Annotated in this window: 17 protein-coding genes; all 17 read right to left on the bottom strand. The window is 53.9% G+C overall.

Annotated features, from left to right (window positions below):
• Window position 1: 1 nt before the first annotated feature.
• On the bottom strand, window positions 2–2,473 hold the full coding sequence (locus tag KOR42_RS02900) for a tape measure protein (protein ID WP_146507113.1): 2,472 nt from the start codon (window positions 2,471–2,473) through the stop codon (window positions 2–4).
• Window positions 2,467–2,724 (bottom strand): phage tail assembly protein T, encoded by a 258-nt coding sequence (locus KOR42_RS02895; protein ID WP_146507112.1) that lies wholly within the window; start codon window positions 2,722–2,724, stop codon window positions 2,467–2,469. The genes KOR42_RS02900 and KOR42_RS02895 overlap by 7 nt, the downstream gene beginning before the upstream one ends.
• A 56-nt stretch (window positions 2,725–2,780) precedes the next feature.
• Window positions 2,781–3,146 carry a hypothetical protein gene (locus tag KOR42_RS02890; RefSeq protein ID WP_146507111.1) on the bottom strand — a complete coding sequence of 122 codons (366 nt, stop codon included), beginning with the start codon at window positions 3,144–3,146 and terminating at the stop codon, window positions 2,781–2,783.
• Window positions 3,147–3,204: 58 nt separating this feature from the next.
• Window positions 3,205–3,636: a hypothetical protein gene (locus KOR42_RS02885; protein ID WP_146507110.1), complete on the bottom strand. Its 432-nt coding sequence runs from the start codon at window positions 3,634–3,636 to the stop codon at window positions 3,205–3,207.
• 53 nt (window positions 3,637–3,689) lie between these two features.
• Window positions 3,690–4,100, bottom strand: coding sequence for a phage tail protein (locus KOR42_RS02880; protein WP_146507109.1), 411 nt, complete (start codon window positions 4,098–4,100; stop codon window positions 3,690–3,692).
• Window positions 4,097–4,432: a hypothetical protein gene (locus tag KOR42_RS02875; RefSeq protein WP_146507108.1), complete on the bottom strand. Its 336-nt coding sequence runs from the start codon at window positions 4,430–4,432 to the stop codon at window positions 4,097–4,099. Before KOR42_RS02875 ends, KOR42_RS02880 begins: the two co-directional genes overlap by 4 nt.
• Complete coding sequence (locus KOR42_RS02870) at window positions 4,425–4,808, bottom strand: hypothetical protein (protein ID WP_146507107.1); 384 nt, start codon at window positions 4,806–4,808, stop codon at window positions 4,425–4,427. Before KOR42_RS02870 ends, KOR42_RS02875 begins: the two co-directional genes overlap by 8 nt.
• Window positions 4,805–5,035 (bottom strand): hypothetical protein, encoded by a 231-nt coding sequence (locus KOR42_RS02865; protein WP_146507106.1) that lies wholly within the window; start codon window positions 5,033–5,035, stop codon window positions 4,805–4,807. Before KOR42_RS02865 ends, KOR42_RS02870 begins: the two co-directional genes overlap by 4 nt.
• A 76-nt stretch (window positions 5,036–5,111) precedes the next feature.
• Entirely contained in the window at window positions 5,112–6,035 is a 924-nt protein-coding gene (locus tag KOR42_RS02860) for a Mu-like prophage major head subunit gpT family protein (RefSeq protein ID WP_146507105.1), read from the bottom strand.
• Between the two features lie 62 nt (window positions 6,036–6,097).
• Window positions 6,098–6,517: a hypothetical protein gene (locus KOR42_RS02855; RefSeq protein ID WP_146507104.1), complete on the bottom strand. Its 420-nt coding sequence runs from the start codon at window positions 6,515–6,517 to the stop codon at window positions 6,098–6,100.
• Between the two features lie 53 nt (window positions 6,518–6,570).
• Entirely contained in the window at window positions 6,571–7,725 is a 1,155-nt protein-coding gene (locus KOR42_RS02850; RefSeq protein WP_146507103.1) for a head maturation protease, ClpP-related, read from the bottom strand.
• Window positions 7,718–9,328 (bottom strand): phage portal protein, encoded by a 1,611-nt coding sequence (locus KOR42_RS02845; RefSeq protein WP_146507102.1) that lies wholly within the window; start codon window positions 9,326–9,328, stop codon window positions 7,718–7,720. Before KOR42_RS02845 ends, KOR42_RS02850 begins: the two co-directional genes overlap by 8 nt.
• The gene (locus KOR42_RS02840; protein WP_146507101.1) at window positions 9,325–9,570 is read right to left on the bottom strand and encodes a hypothetical protein; all 246 of its coding nucleotides are present in this window, start codon (window positions 9,568–9,570) and stop codon (window positions 9,325–9,327) included. The genes KOR42_RS02845 and KOR42_RS02840 overlap by 4 nt, the downstream gene beginning before the upstream one ends.
• 264 nt (window positions 9,571–9,834) lie before the next feature.
• Window positions 9,835–11,871, bottom strand: a complete 2,037-nt coding sequence (locus KOR42_RS02835; RefSeq protein ID WP_146507100.1) for a terminase gpA endonuclease subunit — start codon at window positions 11,869–11,871, stop codon at window positions 9,835–9,837.
• Window positions 11,846–12,169, bottom strand: a complete 324-nt coding sequence (locus KOR42_RS02830; RefSeq protein ID WP_146507099.1) for a hypothetical protein — start codon at window positions 12,167–12,169, stop codon at window positions 11,846–11,848. Before KOR42_RS02830 ends, KOR42_RS02835 begins: the two co-directional genes overlap by 26 nt.
• A gap of 230 nt (window positions 12,170–12,399) precedes the next feature.
• Window positions 12,400–12,822, bottom strand: a complete 423-nt coding sequence (locus KOR42_RS02825) for a hypothetical protein (protein WP_146507098.1) — start codon at window positions 12,820–12,822, stop codon at window positions 12,400–12,402.
• Window positions 12,819–15,941 (bottom strand): hypothetical protein, encoded by a 3,123-nt coding sequence (locus KOR42_RS02820; protein ID WP_146507097.1) that lies wholly within the window; start codon window positions 15,939–15,941, stop codon window positions 12,819–12,821. The genes KOR42_RS02825 and KOR42_RS02820 overlap by 4 nt, the downstream gene beginning before the upstream one ends.

The raw sequence follows: 15,941 nt of genomic DNA, 5'->3' as shown, positions 1-15,941 counted from the left end.
ATCAGACAGGTCCCCTCATCTGGTAGTTCATGGTCCCCGCCATCGCTCCGGCGATCGCATTCGGCAACTTTCCGATGGCGTCCTTGACCTTGTCGAGCTTCTTGTTTGTCGTTTTGGTTTCGTTCAACTGGGCGCGGTCCTGACCGGCAAAGATCGCCTTGAACGCTTCCGACGATCCCCGCTCGAGAACACCGATTCGCTTTTCTTCGTCCTGACTGGAACTCGTTTCCTCTTGTTCCACGGTGGGATCGGGGAGTTGCCCCGCCTGAAACGAGTCCGCTTCGACAGGTTTGCGACTCGCATCCAGAATCGCCATATTGGCTTCAATCTCTTTCTGAAGATCTCCGGCAACGTTCATCCCGATTCGTTGTGCATCGGCAGACAGCTGTTTTTCCAGGTCGCTGATTGCCCGTTGGGGAATATCAGGAAGTTCCTTGATCGTGTTCTTGAAGCCTTCTGTGAGGGGTTTCCAGGCAATCTCCAGAGGAGCCTTTCCGCCACTGGCGATGAAGTCCCAGATCGAACGCATCACCGCAACGATGTTCCTCCCGATGTTCTGGAAGACGCTTCCGACGAACGAAGCCGCCGTCATGAAGACCTCTTTCCAGTTGTCGAGGAACCAGCTGAACAGACTGGGCAGAACCCCCGTAAAGAAATGCGTGATGTGTCCAAATCCCTGAACCGCGAAGAGAGCCATTTTGGTGAACGCGAGTTGGGCGATGTCGGGCCATGATTGAAAGACCCATTTGGCAATCGCCAGAGCTTCCATCATGGTTGTCATGAGGTTTCCACCAGTGACACCGAATGCGGCCCCAATCGCTGTGAAGGTGACGCTTGCCACTTCCCACAACGCGGCGAATGTCGCTCGCATGGTGTTGGCGACGGCGGTGAAGACCGGAGCCAGCGTGGCGATTCGGGCCTTGATCCCCTGAAAGAAGGTGATACCCCCAGCCAACATCGCTTTGAAGTCGAACGCATTCGCAACTTGAATTCCGAGTTCGCGAACGGCAAAACCGACATTGTCCTTGAGTGTCGACCAGAGTCCCGAGATCGTTTCGGACTGGGCTTTCATGCCTCCCGCAAAGACTCCGGTTCCGGTCGCTGTCGATTCGAGAGCGGCATTGAGTGCCGTGAATCCAACTTCGCCCGCACTGATCATCTTCAACATCTCGGTCCGACTGACTCCCAGCTCTTTCTGGAGAGCGGTGTAGATCGGGACTCCTCGTTCTGCGAGCTGATTGAGGGTTTCGAGCGAGGTCTTTCCGGTTGATTTGACTTTGGCGTAGATCCTCACGAAATCGTTAATCGGCTTGCCGGTGCCCGCAGCGATGTCACCCAGCATGCGGAGCTTGGCAGTCAACTGCTCTGTCGGAACTTGAGCATTGAGCAGCTGCTTGGATCCGTCGCGCAGATCGTTCAACTGGAACGGAGTGGATGCGGCGAACTGTTCGAGTTCTCCCAGAACCGCTCGGGCTGCATCGGCAGACTTGAGCATCGTCTGAAACCCGATCTGAGCCTGTTCGGCATCGGCGGCGAGCTTGACGCCCCAGCCAGCCGCGATGATCCCGATGAAGCCCAGCATTTTCCCGAGACCAACCAAAGTGGAAACCAGCGTTGTGGCGATTGTGGTTGCCACGGAAGCAGCAGCCACCCCCAAAGCTTTGATTCCCGCGATCGCTGTGACGAAAGTTGTTCGAACAATTGCTCGAGCCAACCCATAAACCGCAACGGTCAATTTCACGACAGCCATGACAGCCGTCATCAGGACAAACTTGACGGCTGCAACTGGTTGTGTGAATGCCAGCGTCGCGATTGTCGCAACACGCATTGCCGCAGACATCAATCCCATTGCTGTCGAACCAGCCCGGCCAGCGACTCCCAAGGCGACGAGTCCACCAACCGCCAGACGCATTTGCGGCGGCAACAGCCCCATCAGCGTTCCGAGAATCTTGAACTGTGTCGAGAGCGAAATCATGGCGACTTTGACCATGAAGAAGAGCTTCGCGAGGGCGAATACCGGCTTTGCCAGCGTCCACAAGCCTTTCGCGAAGAGGGTCATCACCGACAACGCAATCTTGAACGGGAAGATGATCGCCTTGAACATCAACCCAAATGCGGAGGCGACCAGCTTCGAGCCCACGACCAATCCGTAGAGCGGTTTGAGCATCAAACCGAGACCGACAGACGCATTGAACGCGAGTCCACCGACAACAGAAATTGTGGACGAAACATAGCCCACTCCCGAAGCGGCAAACTGAGCAGATCGACCGAGAACACCAAACTGTTGACTGGCTGCCTGTAGACCAAATGCCGCTGTCTTGATGGCGTGCAACGAGTGGGAGACCGCACCCAGGTTGAACTGCGTGTTGACCGCCGTTGTGGAAATCGCCTCCAGACCGGTCCGGGCCATCTGGATCGGAGCCGTTACACCGGTGGTGTCAGCATTCAGCTTGATCGTCAAGTCGCCTAGCATCGAAACTGATCCGCTTCCCTTCTCTCACGTGCCTCAATCTGTTCCGGTGTCTCACTGACTGTCGAATAGTCTTCGTAGATCGACAGTTGTGGGCGGAACGTGTCTGGTGAGTGGTCTTCGTCTTCCACCAGTGCTCTTCGAATCCAGGCGGTTTGAACGGCTGAGCGGGTGTCCGCCCGGCGTTCGCCAATCGGCGAAATTGCGTGAAACGCCAACCATTCATGCAGCTGCCTGCGTGTCAGTTGAGTCAACAGTTCGTCAGGGTGAATGACGCCAACGCAGAGACAGAGTTCGAACAGGAACTGCCTTACTCTGTCTCGTTGAAGTTTCCCACCATTTCTTCAATCTCGTCCTCGGTTCCGCCGTTGGCATGTCCGATCATCTTGATCAGGGCATTCACCAGCTGGCAGTCGGCTTCAGCGAGTTGCGCCACTTCTCCCGACTCCCAGACAGGTTGATCTGTCTCATCGACAATCGAGTCAGCGATCAAAGAGAACGTCTCTTTCTTAGCGCGCGTTCCACCTGCTTGAGAGGCTTCGGAATAGCGGTGCATGCGGGAGATCGATTGCTGCTTGACGCGAACCAGGGTGCCCGGATCAAACGGCAATGGGTATTCCTTGATTTTGGACTTGGCGAACTGATTCTTGTTGTCGCGATTCAGGTAGTTGGGCATGTGCTCTCGTCAGGGTTTTGGAAAAGGTGCCGAAGGGGTGCCGAAACAGTTGCGGTGTTTACGACTTCGCTGGCTCCGGTCTGGGCTCTGGTTTGGGTGTGACAACAGGATCGCTGGCCGATGGCATTTCGAGACCGTAGACGCGGCACAGATCCAGGATGTGCTGCTGTTCCTTCGGCTTCATCTTCTTCAGGTTTGCGGGATGGGCGGCCTGACGAATCCGATCCAGCTGCATTGGTCGTTCGACTTCCATCCATTTCTGAACGCGAGCACGACACTCATCGTCAGCAGGTTCACAAACGGGAGGTTCGCCCTTGTAACCGGGGCAACAATGGGCCCAGCATTGAGGGCCTTCCTCTTCGAATCCGATCGGGATTGTGATTAGCTGATCGACGTCGTAGTCACGGCCTTCAGCCTTTGCGCGTCGATGTTCCCGCACGTCATAGAGTGGGTTGATGGCTTTGGCTTCACGGATGTATCTGGCTTTCATGGGACTCTCAACCGGGAATTCGAGGGATCAAAAGTGAATCAATTTCGAGAGGCTTACGACTCGTTCAGAACTGGTCGCTGCGACACAGCGACTTCCAGAGCGGTGGTAATCGGATCGGTCCGCGTGGCACTGATCGGAATCTTGGTCAAGATCCCCTTAAACGCGATCGACTCGGTTGTTGTCGACCAGGTGATCGAGAAGTCTTCTTCCGCAGGCGTGTTCCACAATGTGTGCAGGGCCTGCATCTGGGCGTTGGCGGGGTCCCAGAAACATTCGGCGGTCACGGTGCCACCTCCCGCACGTCCGGTCGGAGCCCGGTCGACGTAATCCGAAGCGAGATCATCGATCTCCATTAACTCGACTTCACCGGGATCGAATTCGATATCACGAATACCGGCGATCGTGGTGAGTGACGCTGCGATTGTCACCTGCAAAATTGAGTCGACTCCTGCATAGACAGTCATCGTGGCATCTCCTGTTGAATAGTTTGCTCAATCACGTCTTGCGTGTTTGCTGCGATGCTGCTCCACGCCTGATCGATAATCCGCTTGGTCTCAGTTCCCTGTGTCTCGTACCGTCGCCCCGGAGGGAAACGGACCCCGAAGACACCTTCTGTGGCGTCGGACTCGGCGATCACGTGTCGTCGGGTCCGCTGTCGATTTCCCGGAATCCGTTGCAGGAGTTCACGTCGACCGTGTTCCACTCCCGCTTCGATTCCGGCCTCGACAGCCTCTTCGATGTCCTCGAGAAGACCATCGAAGTCCACGTTGATCGTGACCGTGACCGTCTTACCCATAATGATGTTGCACTCCCTGCAAATCGATCGCGTTCGAATGCTCCGGAAGCTCCCGTTGAATCCCCACGCGAACGAGTCCGTTGTCAGGCTCTCCGACATCTGTGACTCGCCAGGAATCACCCCGAACAGTCACCAGCAACAAAGGACCATCATCCACGACGATCGAATCCCGTTGACTCGCTTTGAGGATGATCTCCCCCGTCCAGAGAGTCGGCGTCGTTCCTGACGCATCACGCAACGCTCGATCGATCACGACCACTGCCGTCAACGTCACATCCGCGGCATCATTTCCGGCGAATGTGACGCTTTCCCCGAAGTCTGCATCCTGAATGAACAGACTCTCAGCGTCGGCAGCGATCAGATCTTCGAGGCTCATGATTCACTCTTGGATTCTGACTTCTGACTGGATCGTGACTCTTTGGTCACCTCCGTCAGAAAATTTGCGGAGACATACCGCTTTGCGAGTTCACAAACAGCTTTGTCTTCATCTGTTTTCTCTGGAAGTACAACCTGTTTTCCGTTGGGGGCTTTCACTTTCAAATCCTTTGAAACCCGAAAGCTGAACCCGTTCTTCCCGGCCCGTGGGCCTGCTGTCACAATCATCTGGATCACTCCCTGTTGAGTTCTGGAAACGGGAGCCGGAGCGAGCGAACCCGCTCCGGACTCACCGTGGACTGGATTATGTGAAGGTTGTCAAAGTCATTTTGAACCAGAACAGATACCCGATGTTGTATCGGGCTTCGGTCATGAACTTGGCTTCCTTGAATTCGATGTCATCGAGCCCCTTGACCTGTCGGCTGAGTGGCTGACGAGGCTGGAACACGAACGGACGCATGATTCCAGAGTCGTTGTGAGACAGGTAGAACTTGCGGCCACTGGTCAGCCCAGGAATTGCCACAATCTGCGGCTGATCCAAAACGATGTTGGTGTCTCCACCGCCACGCAACGCACTTTGGATCGCTTTGTGTGCGACCACTTCGAGTTCCAGTGGGACCAGAATCATCAGATTCCCCAGTCCACGCACAACAGGACGAACGAACGTCTTGCCATTGTCACCTTTGAATCCGAGCAATGCCGTTCGGGCCTGGTGATAGGCTGCGAGGAATTCCGTATCGGTCACCGCGTCAGGGTCGGAAGCGTTGTAGGTCAGGTCGTTCGATTGTGTCCCGGAACTTCCCCACGAATGATCCGTGTCAAAGAACGCTTGACCATCGAAACCAAGATCGGTTTCCCCGTTCTCAAGAGCTGTGACGAACAGTTCATCCGGGTGATGGGTCGCCTCGGCACCAAGGTTCTGCATGATGCCGGGATACAACCCCATATTGTCATCTTCCATGTCGGTCTTTTTAATCGACATGGAGCTTTCCCAGTGCTTGTTCTCCAGTGTGTACGTGGCTGCGCGGAGTTCGTTGAACTTTCGTTCTCCCAGCCATTCCCGCATTCCGGGAAAGTCTCCCACCCATCCATACTTCTCCTCATTGCGAGTTGAAGGACGGGTGAATGAGATCTCTGGATAGAATGGATTGGCCGCACGGGCCGACGCATCGAATGTGGCGGTCAGGTTGTTAACGATCGCTGTTGCCGCCGCGAGATTGAGAGCCATAAGACTTGCCTTTCAGAGTCAAACCGGCCAGCGAACGAACGCCCCGGAATCAAGTGGAAAAACTAGGCCAGCACGCCAGCGGCGATATCGACCATGACGTTCGTGGCGGAAATGAATTCAGTGACGTGACCGACCAACGTGGCAGACGAACTGGAAGCCTGAATCGTGTAGTTGTCGATTCCGTAGACCTTGTCGCCCACACTGCCTTGAGCGAATGAGGAACCCACAAGCTCGAATTCACCTCGGGTGTAGACCTCACACGAGAGATCTCCCGCTGAGCCTCCGGAGTTATCGCATTCTTCGGCCACGACTCCGGCCAACTTATTAGCGCCAGCGTTGTCGTTACCGGTCAGGAACCCTGTTGTCGCATCCAAAAACGCGAGGGTTCCCGCATACAGGTATTCTGCAGCGGCCTTGTAGCCCACGCGAGAACCGTGGTGTCGACTCGCGACAATGATTTTGTTTTCTGTAACTGCGGCCATTGGATTGTTCCTTTCAAAGGCTGCTGTGAATGAATCTTGACTCGCTCAAACGGTTATCCGAGAACGCCCAAAAGTTCCTTGCCGTCACTCACTCGACGAGACTGAATGAACGAATCTTCATCGGTCGACATTCGCACGCCCGAAGAGACTGCATCCCGGTATTCTTTGCGGTACTTTTCGTTCTCATCCTGTTCGGTTCCCGGTGCGTTGGGGACCGGTGGAGTGTTCTGAACCGCTTGCGAGCGAAGTTCCATCGAGACTTCCGAGACGGTCTTGTCTCCGTCGATGTACTGCTGAACCTGAGCATCTGGAACGCGGGCCATCTGGCAAATCGTGGTGATTGCTGAGACGCGGCTACGTTCAGCCAGGCGAACATCAATGAGGCGATCATCACTCGACATCGCTGGAGAAACTTCCGGGACAACAGGCGTTGGTTCCGGCGCGACGTTCTTCGATTTGAACGCTTCATATTCTTCGATTGTCATCGTGACGTGCGTTGGTGCTTCCGGCTTCTCAACAGCGCTGGTCACTGGCTGAGTGACTTCGGGAGTCGTTCCCGATTCCGGGTTCACGACTGGTGTCTCCGGTGTGTTTGAATTTGCCATGACTGGCCTCTCTTCTTTTGATTCCGCCGCTGACACCAGCGACAACGCGGCCTCGGGAACATCCCGAAACTGACTCAAATCAACACAGGCTGCGATCGCAGGAGCTTCGAGAACTCCCGTCGCGAACCCGTTGGAAACCGCTTCGTCAGCGGTCATGTAGGAATCTGTGGACAACATCCGACGAACGGACTTTTCAGAGTTCTTCGAATGACTGGCGTAAATCCCGGAGACTTCCCCCCGGATCTTGCGAAGCTGTCTCGCTGCCTGATTGAGTTCCGACGCTGTTCCCCGGATCGCAATTGAAGGCTGATGGATCATGAGCATTGCACCACGATTCATGAGGCGTTCATCGCCCGCCATGAACAACAGTGACGCCGCTGAGAATGCCATCCCTTCCACAATGGTCGTGACTTTGACTCCGTGCCGCCGAAGCTCGTGGAACATCGCGACCGCTTCTTGAGGGTTCCCGCCCGCGTTATTGATCCGTACAACAATCCGATCAAACCTGGGAGCCTGACGGAGTTGTTGAACCAGATACTCGAGCGTGTTCGGATCTTCCCCGATTGCAGCCTGACTGGTGATTCGGACTTCCACATCAGCCATCGATCACCTCTTCTTCCAGTTCCTCTTCAACCTCTTCTGTCTCTGTTTCAGGACTCACAGAATCGGGTGAACCGAACGCGGGGTCTTGGAGTTTCGTGGCGAGTTGTTGCCGTCGTTCTTCAACAGCGGCATCGCACTCCAGTTGATAGAGACGTTCCCGCTTACGGGTGTCCATCGTCTCTTCGACGTCTTCGCCCCGATCGGAAAGTGCCTTGGTCAGTGTTCCAAACCCACCATCAATCGCGATCTGATCGGCGTTGTTTTCCTGTTGCGGATTCACCGCGTATGGCCATCCCGGAGGAATCCAGGCATGTTGCCGATAGCGTTCTTTCCAGACTCGCCACGCAGATGGGTGAATGCCCACCTGTTGAAACATCACCATGTCATCGAGCATCGCCAGGTAGAGCGGTGTGAGCAGTCCATCAATGATCTGTTTCTGCCACCACTGAAACGACAACTTGCCATCTGCGAGCGCCAATCGGCCACCCGCGAATGAGTTGGAGAATTTCTTAGTCAGCAGTTCAAACGGAATCCGCAACGCTCCTGCCACGCCGCGAAGTTCTCCGTCGATGTAGGCTTCCATCCCGGAACCCGGACGATTCGGATCAACGAACGTCACTTTTTCGTCAGACTTCAGGTACTCGACATGTGCAGGGTAAAGCTCTTCGATTCGCTGGCCTGCTGAGTTCGTGGAACTGGCAGCGCCCAACGCCCGCTCATAGGGGTTTTCGGTGTGAATGAACGCGACAGTGCAACATGCCACCTGTTCGGCGATTAACTTCGCCTCTTTAAGATCCTTGATGTCCTTGAGGCTGTTTAGAACCGGGCTCACCCAGGGAACCCCCCGAATTTGTCCCGGTGTCAACTTTTCAAAGACATGGAGCACCCGCTCGGCAGGAACAGCGAAGAACTGCTCTGAAACGAGGTGAGTGTCATGCTCGTCCACTCTGCGAAAGTAGTATTCGACTGGAGTGGTGTAGGATTCATCCGAGAAGCGAATCCCCAAACGGACAAGCGGATCGTGAATCAATGTGTGTGGTGTCTGCAGTCGCTTGGGAGACATCACCGTCAGTGTGCGAGTGATGCCCATGCGTGATGTGTGTGAAAGAATCGCGATCGCTTCACCGTAAATGGCGATCGACCGTTCGAGTTCCCGTTGTTTGCTGTTGAAGTTTTCCGCCCGCGCCCATTCCATCATCATTTGTTCGATATGACGATTGAGGGCATCGGAATCATTCTCGGAAATCACGTCGCCAAACGGCTTGATTCGCGACTGAAACCGGATTCCCCGACCGATCACGTTATCAACGCGGGCATTCACCGCCGAAGCAACGTAGGCGTCGTTGTGAAACAGGTCTTCTGATCGGTCTCGCAGGCTTTGAAGATCTTCTTCAAGAGCCGAGACAGTCGACAGATTGCGAGTCATCCAACTGGAACCACGGACACGATCGGTATCGGCCCCGTCCCAGGTTCGTTTCATCCGGACTTCGGCTTGTTCCAGCATCTCCATCTGGAACTTACCGCGCCGTCGATCAAGTTCGCGTCCCGATGCCCATTTCGGAGAGACAGCTTTGGCGAATCGGTCAATCAGGTTGGAGATCATGTCGACCTCCGTAAATTGACGTTGTTCCGCATGCGTCCATGAATTCGAAGCTGTAGATCAGCAATCTGGTCTTCAAGTCGTTCCAGTTCCAACAATGCTTCCGATCGGCTTCTCTGAACTTCGCGGTCCCCAATCCGGTATCGAACGACATCGGCACTCGAGGAGGATGCAGCAAGGGCATCATCGATCGCGTCGCGAGTCGTCAGGAGAAGAGTCAGTCGTTCGGAGTTCGATCGTGGCATGTGGACAGTATCGCCACGCGGACCGATCCGATTCAGATCACGACTCCAATCAATTGGAGTCTTCAGGAAAATTCAGCTGGAACGTGTGGTGACACGCCCGGCATCTTCTCTGTTGAACACGGATTCTTTCCTCATCGACAAGGTGACTCCCGGTAATTTCCGACATAGAGCCACAACGCGGGCACTGGGGGCTACAACCGAGCATCAGAAGTTGACTGGTGGACGTGTAGCTTCGTCGACGTTCAATGTTTAATCGGGTGATCTTCATGACCGTCGCCTCCTGACGAATCCTCCTGGCTTCGACCGGACAAAGCTGCTCGCAGGAGCGACTTGAGTCGGATTGGCTGGAGGCGGTGGGTTTCTCTCCAGTTCATACTTGACAATCGAACGTGCCAAATTGTTCAGAACCGCCACATCGAACATATGATTGTCGCGTCGCTTCTTGAACCACTTGGGATCGTTCCCACGTCCGCGTTTGAACTCGACTCGATACTCTTCCGCTGTAATCTGCCGGGCAAACTGAGTGTGAATCTCTGGATTGGTTCCAAACAGCGTGACCGAACCGGGAGACGGATTTCCTTCATCGTCGAAGGGCTTGATGAGAAAACCGCGATGAACACGCCCCTTGATGAAGTTGGCGTTAAAGTTAAACACCCAAAGCCGTCGACTTTTCGCCTGATATTTCGATTGATACCAGTGACGGGTTCCATCCTTGGGGATCTTTGTTTTGTCGTGTTCACTTTTCAGTGGATGAATGTACTTAGGAAGTCCATGAGATGGTCGCCACGTCCAGAAGTCTTCCGGCTTTCCGACGTTACCCGGCAGCGTCGGAATGATCTTCAAGAGGTCTTCCATCCAGTTTCCCACGTCGATGAGACCACGAGACAGTTTTGGATACTTCTCGAGCAGGGCGGAAGTCAACTCTCGCAAACCGTCTTCGATGGCAATTTCATCAGCGACAAGATCCAGATTCGGATTCTGATGAAACCCGTAATCCGGACAATGAATCGTTTGTCCGTTCTGACACTCCACCCCCCACTGAAGCAGTCGTCGACTGACATCGATTCCCGCAGTGATGTGCTTACAGTCCTTCGGGAGTTCCCCTTGAGGAATCCCGTTGCAGCGCTTCAGAAAATTGGGGTGCGAGCCCCGCACTACAGCGATATCAAGATCCACCTTTTCAACATTGGGGTCCGGAGAAGGGATGGCCCAGTCTTGTTGATCTCGGGCTCGCATCTTGATATCGGCGTCGTCGGATTGCATGGCCAGCCACAGTTTACGTCCCAAGAAGCCTTGACTCACAAGACCGTTCTGAAAGCCACTCCAGCGAAACCCCAAGGTGTTCGTTCTTGGAGGGTCTCCAACAATTTCCCCCTTGGAATTAATGGATTGACCACGATGAACAAGACGAACATCCTGATTCATCTGCCTACGATCTTCATCGGTATAGAGAATTCCGCAGTTCTCATTGGGGCAACAGAATCGAGAATTTTCATGAGCGTCGATCTCGTTCTCTGCGTCTTCCCAACCAATCAAATGTTCCTTCTCCGGAGACACCCACTCACCACAGGCTTTGCAGAGATGGAATAACCTGGAACGTGTTCCGTTGCAGTATTCATCCCAGATGAACCCGTCTTCTGTCGTCACCGTACACTCAAAGAATGACTGTCCCTCGTCCCCAAATCCCTGAGTTCTCGCAATCAGCTGATCGATTTTTGTTTGCCCCTCCTTTGACTTTGCCCCAACTTCATCGAGTTTCTCTGTCTCGGTGACAATGAGTATTCTGGTCGTGGCCCCGGCCCGTTGCCCGTCACCACCGCCACCACCCATGAAGGTGAGTTCCGCACCATTTCCGAAGGTGATCGAAGTCACCTTTGAACCCTGTTTTGAACCTTGCCCCGACTCAGGTAGGAATCGTTTGTATCGACTTGCCTGAATCACAGGACGAATATCCTTGTCCCATTTGTGTCCCGCCATATTGAGGTCAGGAAGACCAAGGATCACGTTCTCCTGACGCTCGAACAAGAAGTAGAGAGATGGAAGGATAAACCCATGAAGAGACTTTCCTGACTGTACCGGACCAACAATCACATGGTTTTTCCACTTCCCCAATTCTTCCAGAAGCATCTTTGTGAACGGCAATCTGTCTGTTGAATAGCGTTTCCCCTCATGTAATCCAGAAGGAAGACGAATCTCCGACTCTGCCCATTGAGAAAACGGTCGAAGCCTCCGAGGACGAGACGCACGGAACAGTTGCGCCATGAATCGCTGCTCACTATTCAGCGTCGCCACCGAGTTCATCGATCACCTCCGTACTCAGATCCTCAAACACCTCTCGAGCCATATCCCCCGCGTCGACTCCAAACCGTCGATCTAACCATTCCGCCAGAGCTGCCAATCGACCGATGCGAGCACTCCAGGCTTCGTTGATTTTCGCGACATCGACCAGTTCCCCGCGCCTTTCCAGTAGGTCAAGTTCTGCAAGATCTGCTCGTGCTCCTCGATACCTCTCCAGGTTGTCCGAATCACCCGGGTCGTCGAGCATTGGGTCAGCAACAGCACCCCTGAGCGGTTTGTATTGACGGACCCATTTCGTCATCGCGTCGAGTGGATAATCACCCCGCGACCCCGGACATCCTTCCTGTATCCATTCAATGATGGTTCGTCGGTTGACACCAAAGAACCTTGCTGCCTCGGACTGGTTCTTCGCAGAGAAGCTCGAAAGAGCCTTTTGTGGTGGTGATGTCAGAATTCAAAGTCCTGTCCGTGAAAATATCTGCGGCGATGGCTTCACCCTTGGGAGTACCCCCTCCACCGGAGGACCCGCGATCAATCCGCACCCATTCCATAGAGACCACTCGCCCCACCGGTCACTACAATCCGAATCTGATCGTAGGGGTACGTGGCTAAACCGAGACGCTTCGATGAGTTCGCCGCGATCACCATCGTGCTGCCATCGTTCCAATCTTCAATCGTGACCCACTCATCATTAGGCGCCAGAGCCTGCACATTGGCGATCGTCACTCCACTCTCACCTGTGTTCATAATCGCGGTCGACCGCCCCGCCGTGATGGGTGAACTGTTATTCCCGCTGAAGTCGATCTCATAGTCATCGTCCTCATATAGCCAGATTACCTTAAATGTGGACCGTCCCACGTTCCCCCCGGGCTTACGAGGGTCGGGCACATCCGCCGTTAACCATGCACAGCACAGCACAGCAACTAACATTATCGATAACACATTCCGCTTCATTGTTGACTCCTGAGTAAAGACATATCTCTACGCCACTGTGGACGCCAGGTTCTCTGGGCAAACCGCAACAACAGGCTCTCTTCTCCGTCATCGTCTCCGTTAGGCGTTGGCGTCACCCCCCCTTCAGGCGGCCACGCTCCAATTGGATCGCTTCCATCAGAGGCCATCGAATCACCATTCGGCCACAGCGTTTGATACGCAGTGCCGTTCAGTGAGCGGTCCAACAATGTCGATGAATCGCCAACTGTCCCGTCAGTATTGAGATCCCAAGCTGCGACGTTGGCTGATTGCGTGTTGCTGTACCCAATCGCTGACCAGTCGTCAGTGACTTGTGAATTGTTGGCGAAATACAACTCCCCGCCGAACTGATCTTCCCAGTTGTCGAGATGTAAAAACGCATTCCCCCTAAAGACGACATTGGTGGGGATGTACTCTTGATTGCCGACTTTGTCTGTTCGGGGTGACATAATTTGTGGACCTTCGAACGTGCAGAACATCATATTGAAATTGTCCATCTCCCCGATGAACTGCGAAGCATTGTCCGCATCTACGTTTTTATAGTGCATGAAATACGCGCCACCGTCCGTATGACCGCCATTTGTGCCGACGATAAACAGTCCCTGCATGTCCGATTCGTTGTTGCCATATGTCGCGACCATGTCTGCCGGGTTGTTGTCGAAATCGCAGTTGTAATAGAAGCGGTTGTATGCAACCCCTGTCCCGTAGCTTGATTGAATTCCGTCTACATGTAGGTCCGCTGCCACATACAAATCAACAGGAATCGCCCCACCCGTGACTGCTGAGAAGTGTGCGTCAATTTTGAGGTAAGTGGCATCAAGCTGTCGGTCTGCGGCTGCACTGGTGTAGTCCGTGTCAATTGAGGCAGACCAGTCCGTAGTGGCATTGATCGCAGAAACGACCTGCGCGATCGTATGAGCGTCAATCTCGCCATCAGCGTCGTCGGTGTCTACGACAGCCGAGCTGCTGGTTTTTAGATTGATTGTCAAGACAGGTGAAGCATCTTCCAGGAGCACTAAATCACGAGAACTCCCCGCGTTGGTGGACGTCAAGTTATAGGTTGCTGTGGCCCCGCCACTGTAAGTGATTGTGAGTGCTGCAAGATTGTCTCGCAGGTAGTCGTAATCCCCGCGGCGACTCACCATGTTCGCGACGCTCCAGCACGTCGAATGGTCTCGCAGAACCCGTTCAACGTAATCGTTAATTGAATAGAATCCAGTGGTCCCCTGGTACGTGTCCACAAAACGACAATTCTGAAATCCGTCTTTGTCAGTCGTTCCCGCTGCCCGACCGATCGAACCAGTGTTCAAGTGATTCCCGTTCACAAGTGTGAATCGCCCATCCGAATTTCCGACATGAATGTCATCCCATACCGTATAATATCCTGATACCCCTCGATTGTAGAAAACCGCCGCGTTCGCTGTATCCCACTCAATACCAGAGACTTTAAGACGTTCAACACTCAGCCGGATACTCGTAGACGCTGTTCCCGTGAAGTTCTTCACAACATTGTAGCGATCTTCACCCTCTGCCATTCGAAGCCAGAAGACGCCGCTATTCGCCTTGGGAGTTGCGGTGTAAGGCCAATCAACAGTCCCTTCATGGATAGTCACGATCCCACCATCGGTGAGTGATAAATCGTTAATCGCTGACTGCAGCGACAAGTACGGGTCGCCTTCGGTTCCCGATCCTGCGCTGGCATCACCCCGGCCTACATGGACTTCGTTCACAGTCGCAGAATCGAAGATCGTGAAATAGAAAGGATCGTCTAAAACCTTTTCTTGGGCATACGGATCGGCCGCGTTGATTGTCGCGTAAATCTGTTCGTTGCCGCTCGCAGCGTTCGGAGAAATGGCGCAGTAATATGCTGAGATCCCATCGTGAGTCGTCATCGTGTTGACGGTGACCGAGTTGCCGTTCCACCAAAAATCAACGCTTTCAATCCCACCTTCCTGCATGGCAATCACGCCGATATAGGTCGTTTCATCCGCCCATACGGTTTGAGCAAATGGAACTTGTGTCCACATCCCGCCCGGCTTGTAAGATGTCCGCGTTGGGTCGGTCGGGGCACTCCCGCCACCGCCTTTCGTTAAGGCCACGTCACTCGCAGGCGTCTTGGCTACGACGGTCCAGTCGACGTTAATCGTGTAGTTTTCCGTGGTGTTATACGTGACAGTCACGGTCCCCGTTTTACTACCCGCTGTCGCTGCTGAGAGCCTCACGCGAATCTTATTCGTCTCATCCTGGTCGAGCGTGAACGACGAGAAATCGTCCGAATCATCAAAGAGTAGATCGCCGGACACTGCGAAGTTATTGACTGTGACCGTCGAGGCTGAAACACCAATCATTTCGATCGGAACCGTCACCCAAGATCCCTGTGGGACTGAACCAGTGTCTTCTGTGCCTGCATCCACGATCTCATCGCCGTGGACTTCGATGGAGATGCCAGAAGTGACGACATCCGTAACTGAGAAATCATCCAGTCGACCACCACTGATTGCGTGAAATCCAAAGTAAGTGTTCGTCTGGTAGGTGGAGTTATCCCACTCGTCAATTTTTAGGACATCATCAACCCACAAGCTAATTTTGCTTCCAGACAACAAAATGCGAATTGTATAGTAAGTGTTCGCAGTCGTGAGACCAGACGCGACCGGAGTTTCACCTAAATCCACCTCGTCTTCATCAACAAGTGTGAACTCGTCGTCCACGACACTGTGATAAATCCCCAACGCCTCTGATCGATCTGAGTTCGCCCGAATCCAAAAGATACTGTCGTATGAAGCCGTTGTTCCGGTCCCATAATTGAATTCAAATGTGATGTCGACATCTGCCGCACCAAAATCAATTCCCGAATGCTCGGAGCCTGGAACAATCGCATCAAGCGAATGATGCGCAACCGAATCTGTACCGCTCCATGTGACCCACGGCGTGGAATCACTTCCATCGTTCCACCAAACACCGCCATTCTCAACAGTGTCCCACGATGGCAGATTGACAGCCGAACCATCGTTCGTAAACGAATCGCTATACAACGTCGTTTGCGCCTGCACGAAACTACCCGTGAGGCACAACACCGCAAACACAAACGCAAATCGACTCAT

The organism is Thalassoglobus neptunius, from assembly GCF_007859735.1.
GTDB classification, from domain to species: Bacteria; Planctomycetota; Planctomycetia; order Planctomycetales; family Planctomycetaceae; genus Thalassoglobus; species Thalassoglobus neptunius.
The sequence above is the reverse complement of the archived record's forward strand: the minus strand, read 5'-3'. Positions and strand labels throughout refer to the sequence as shown.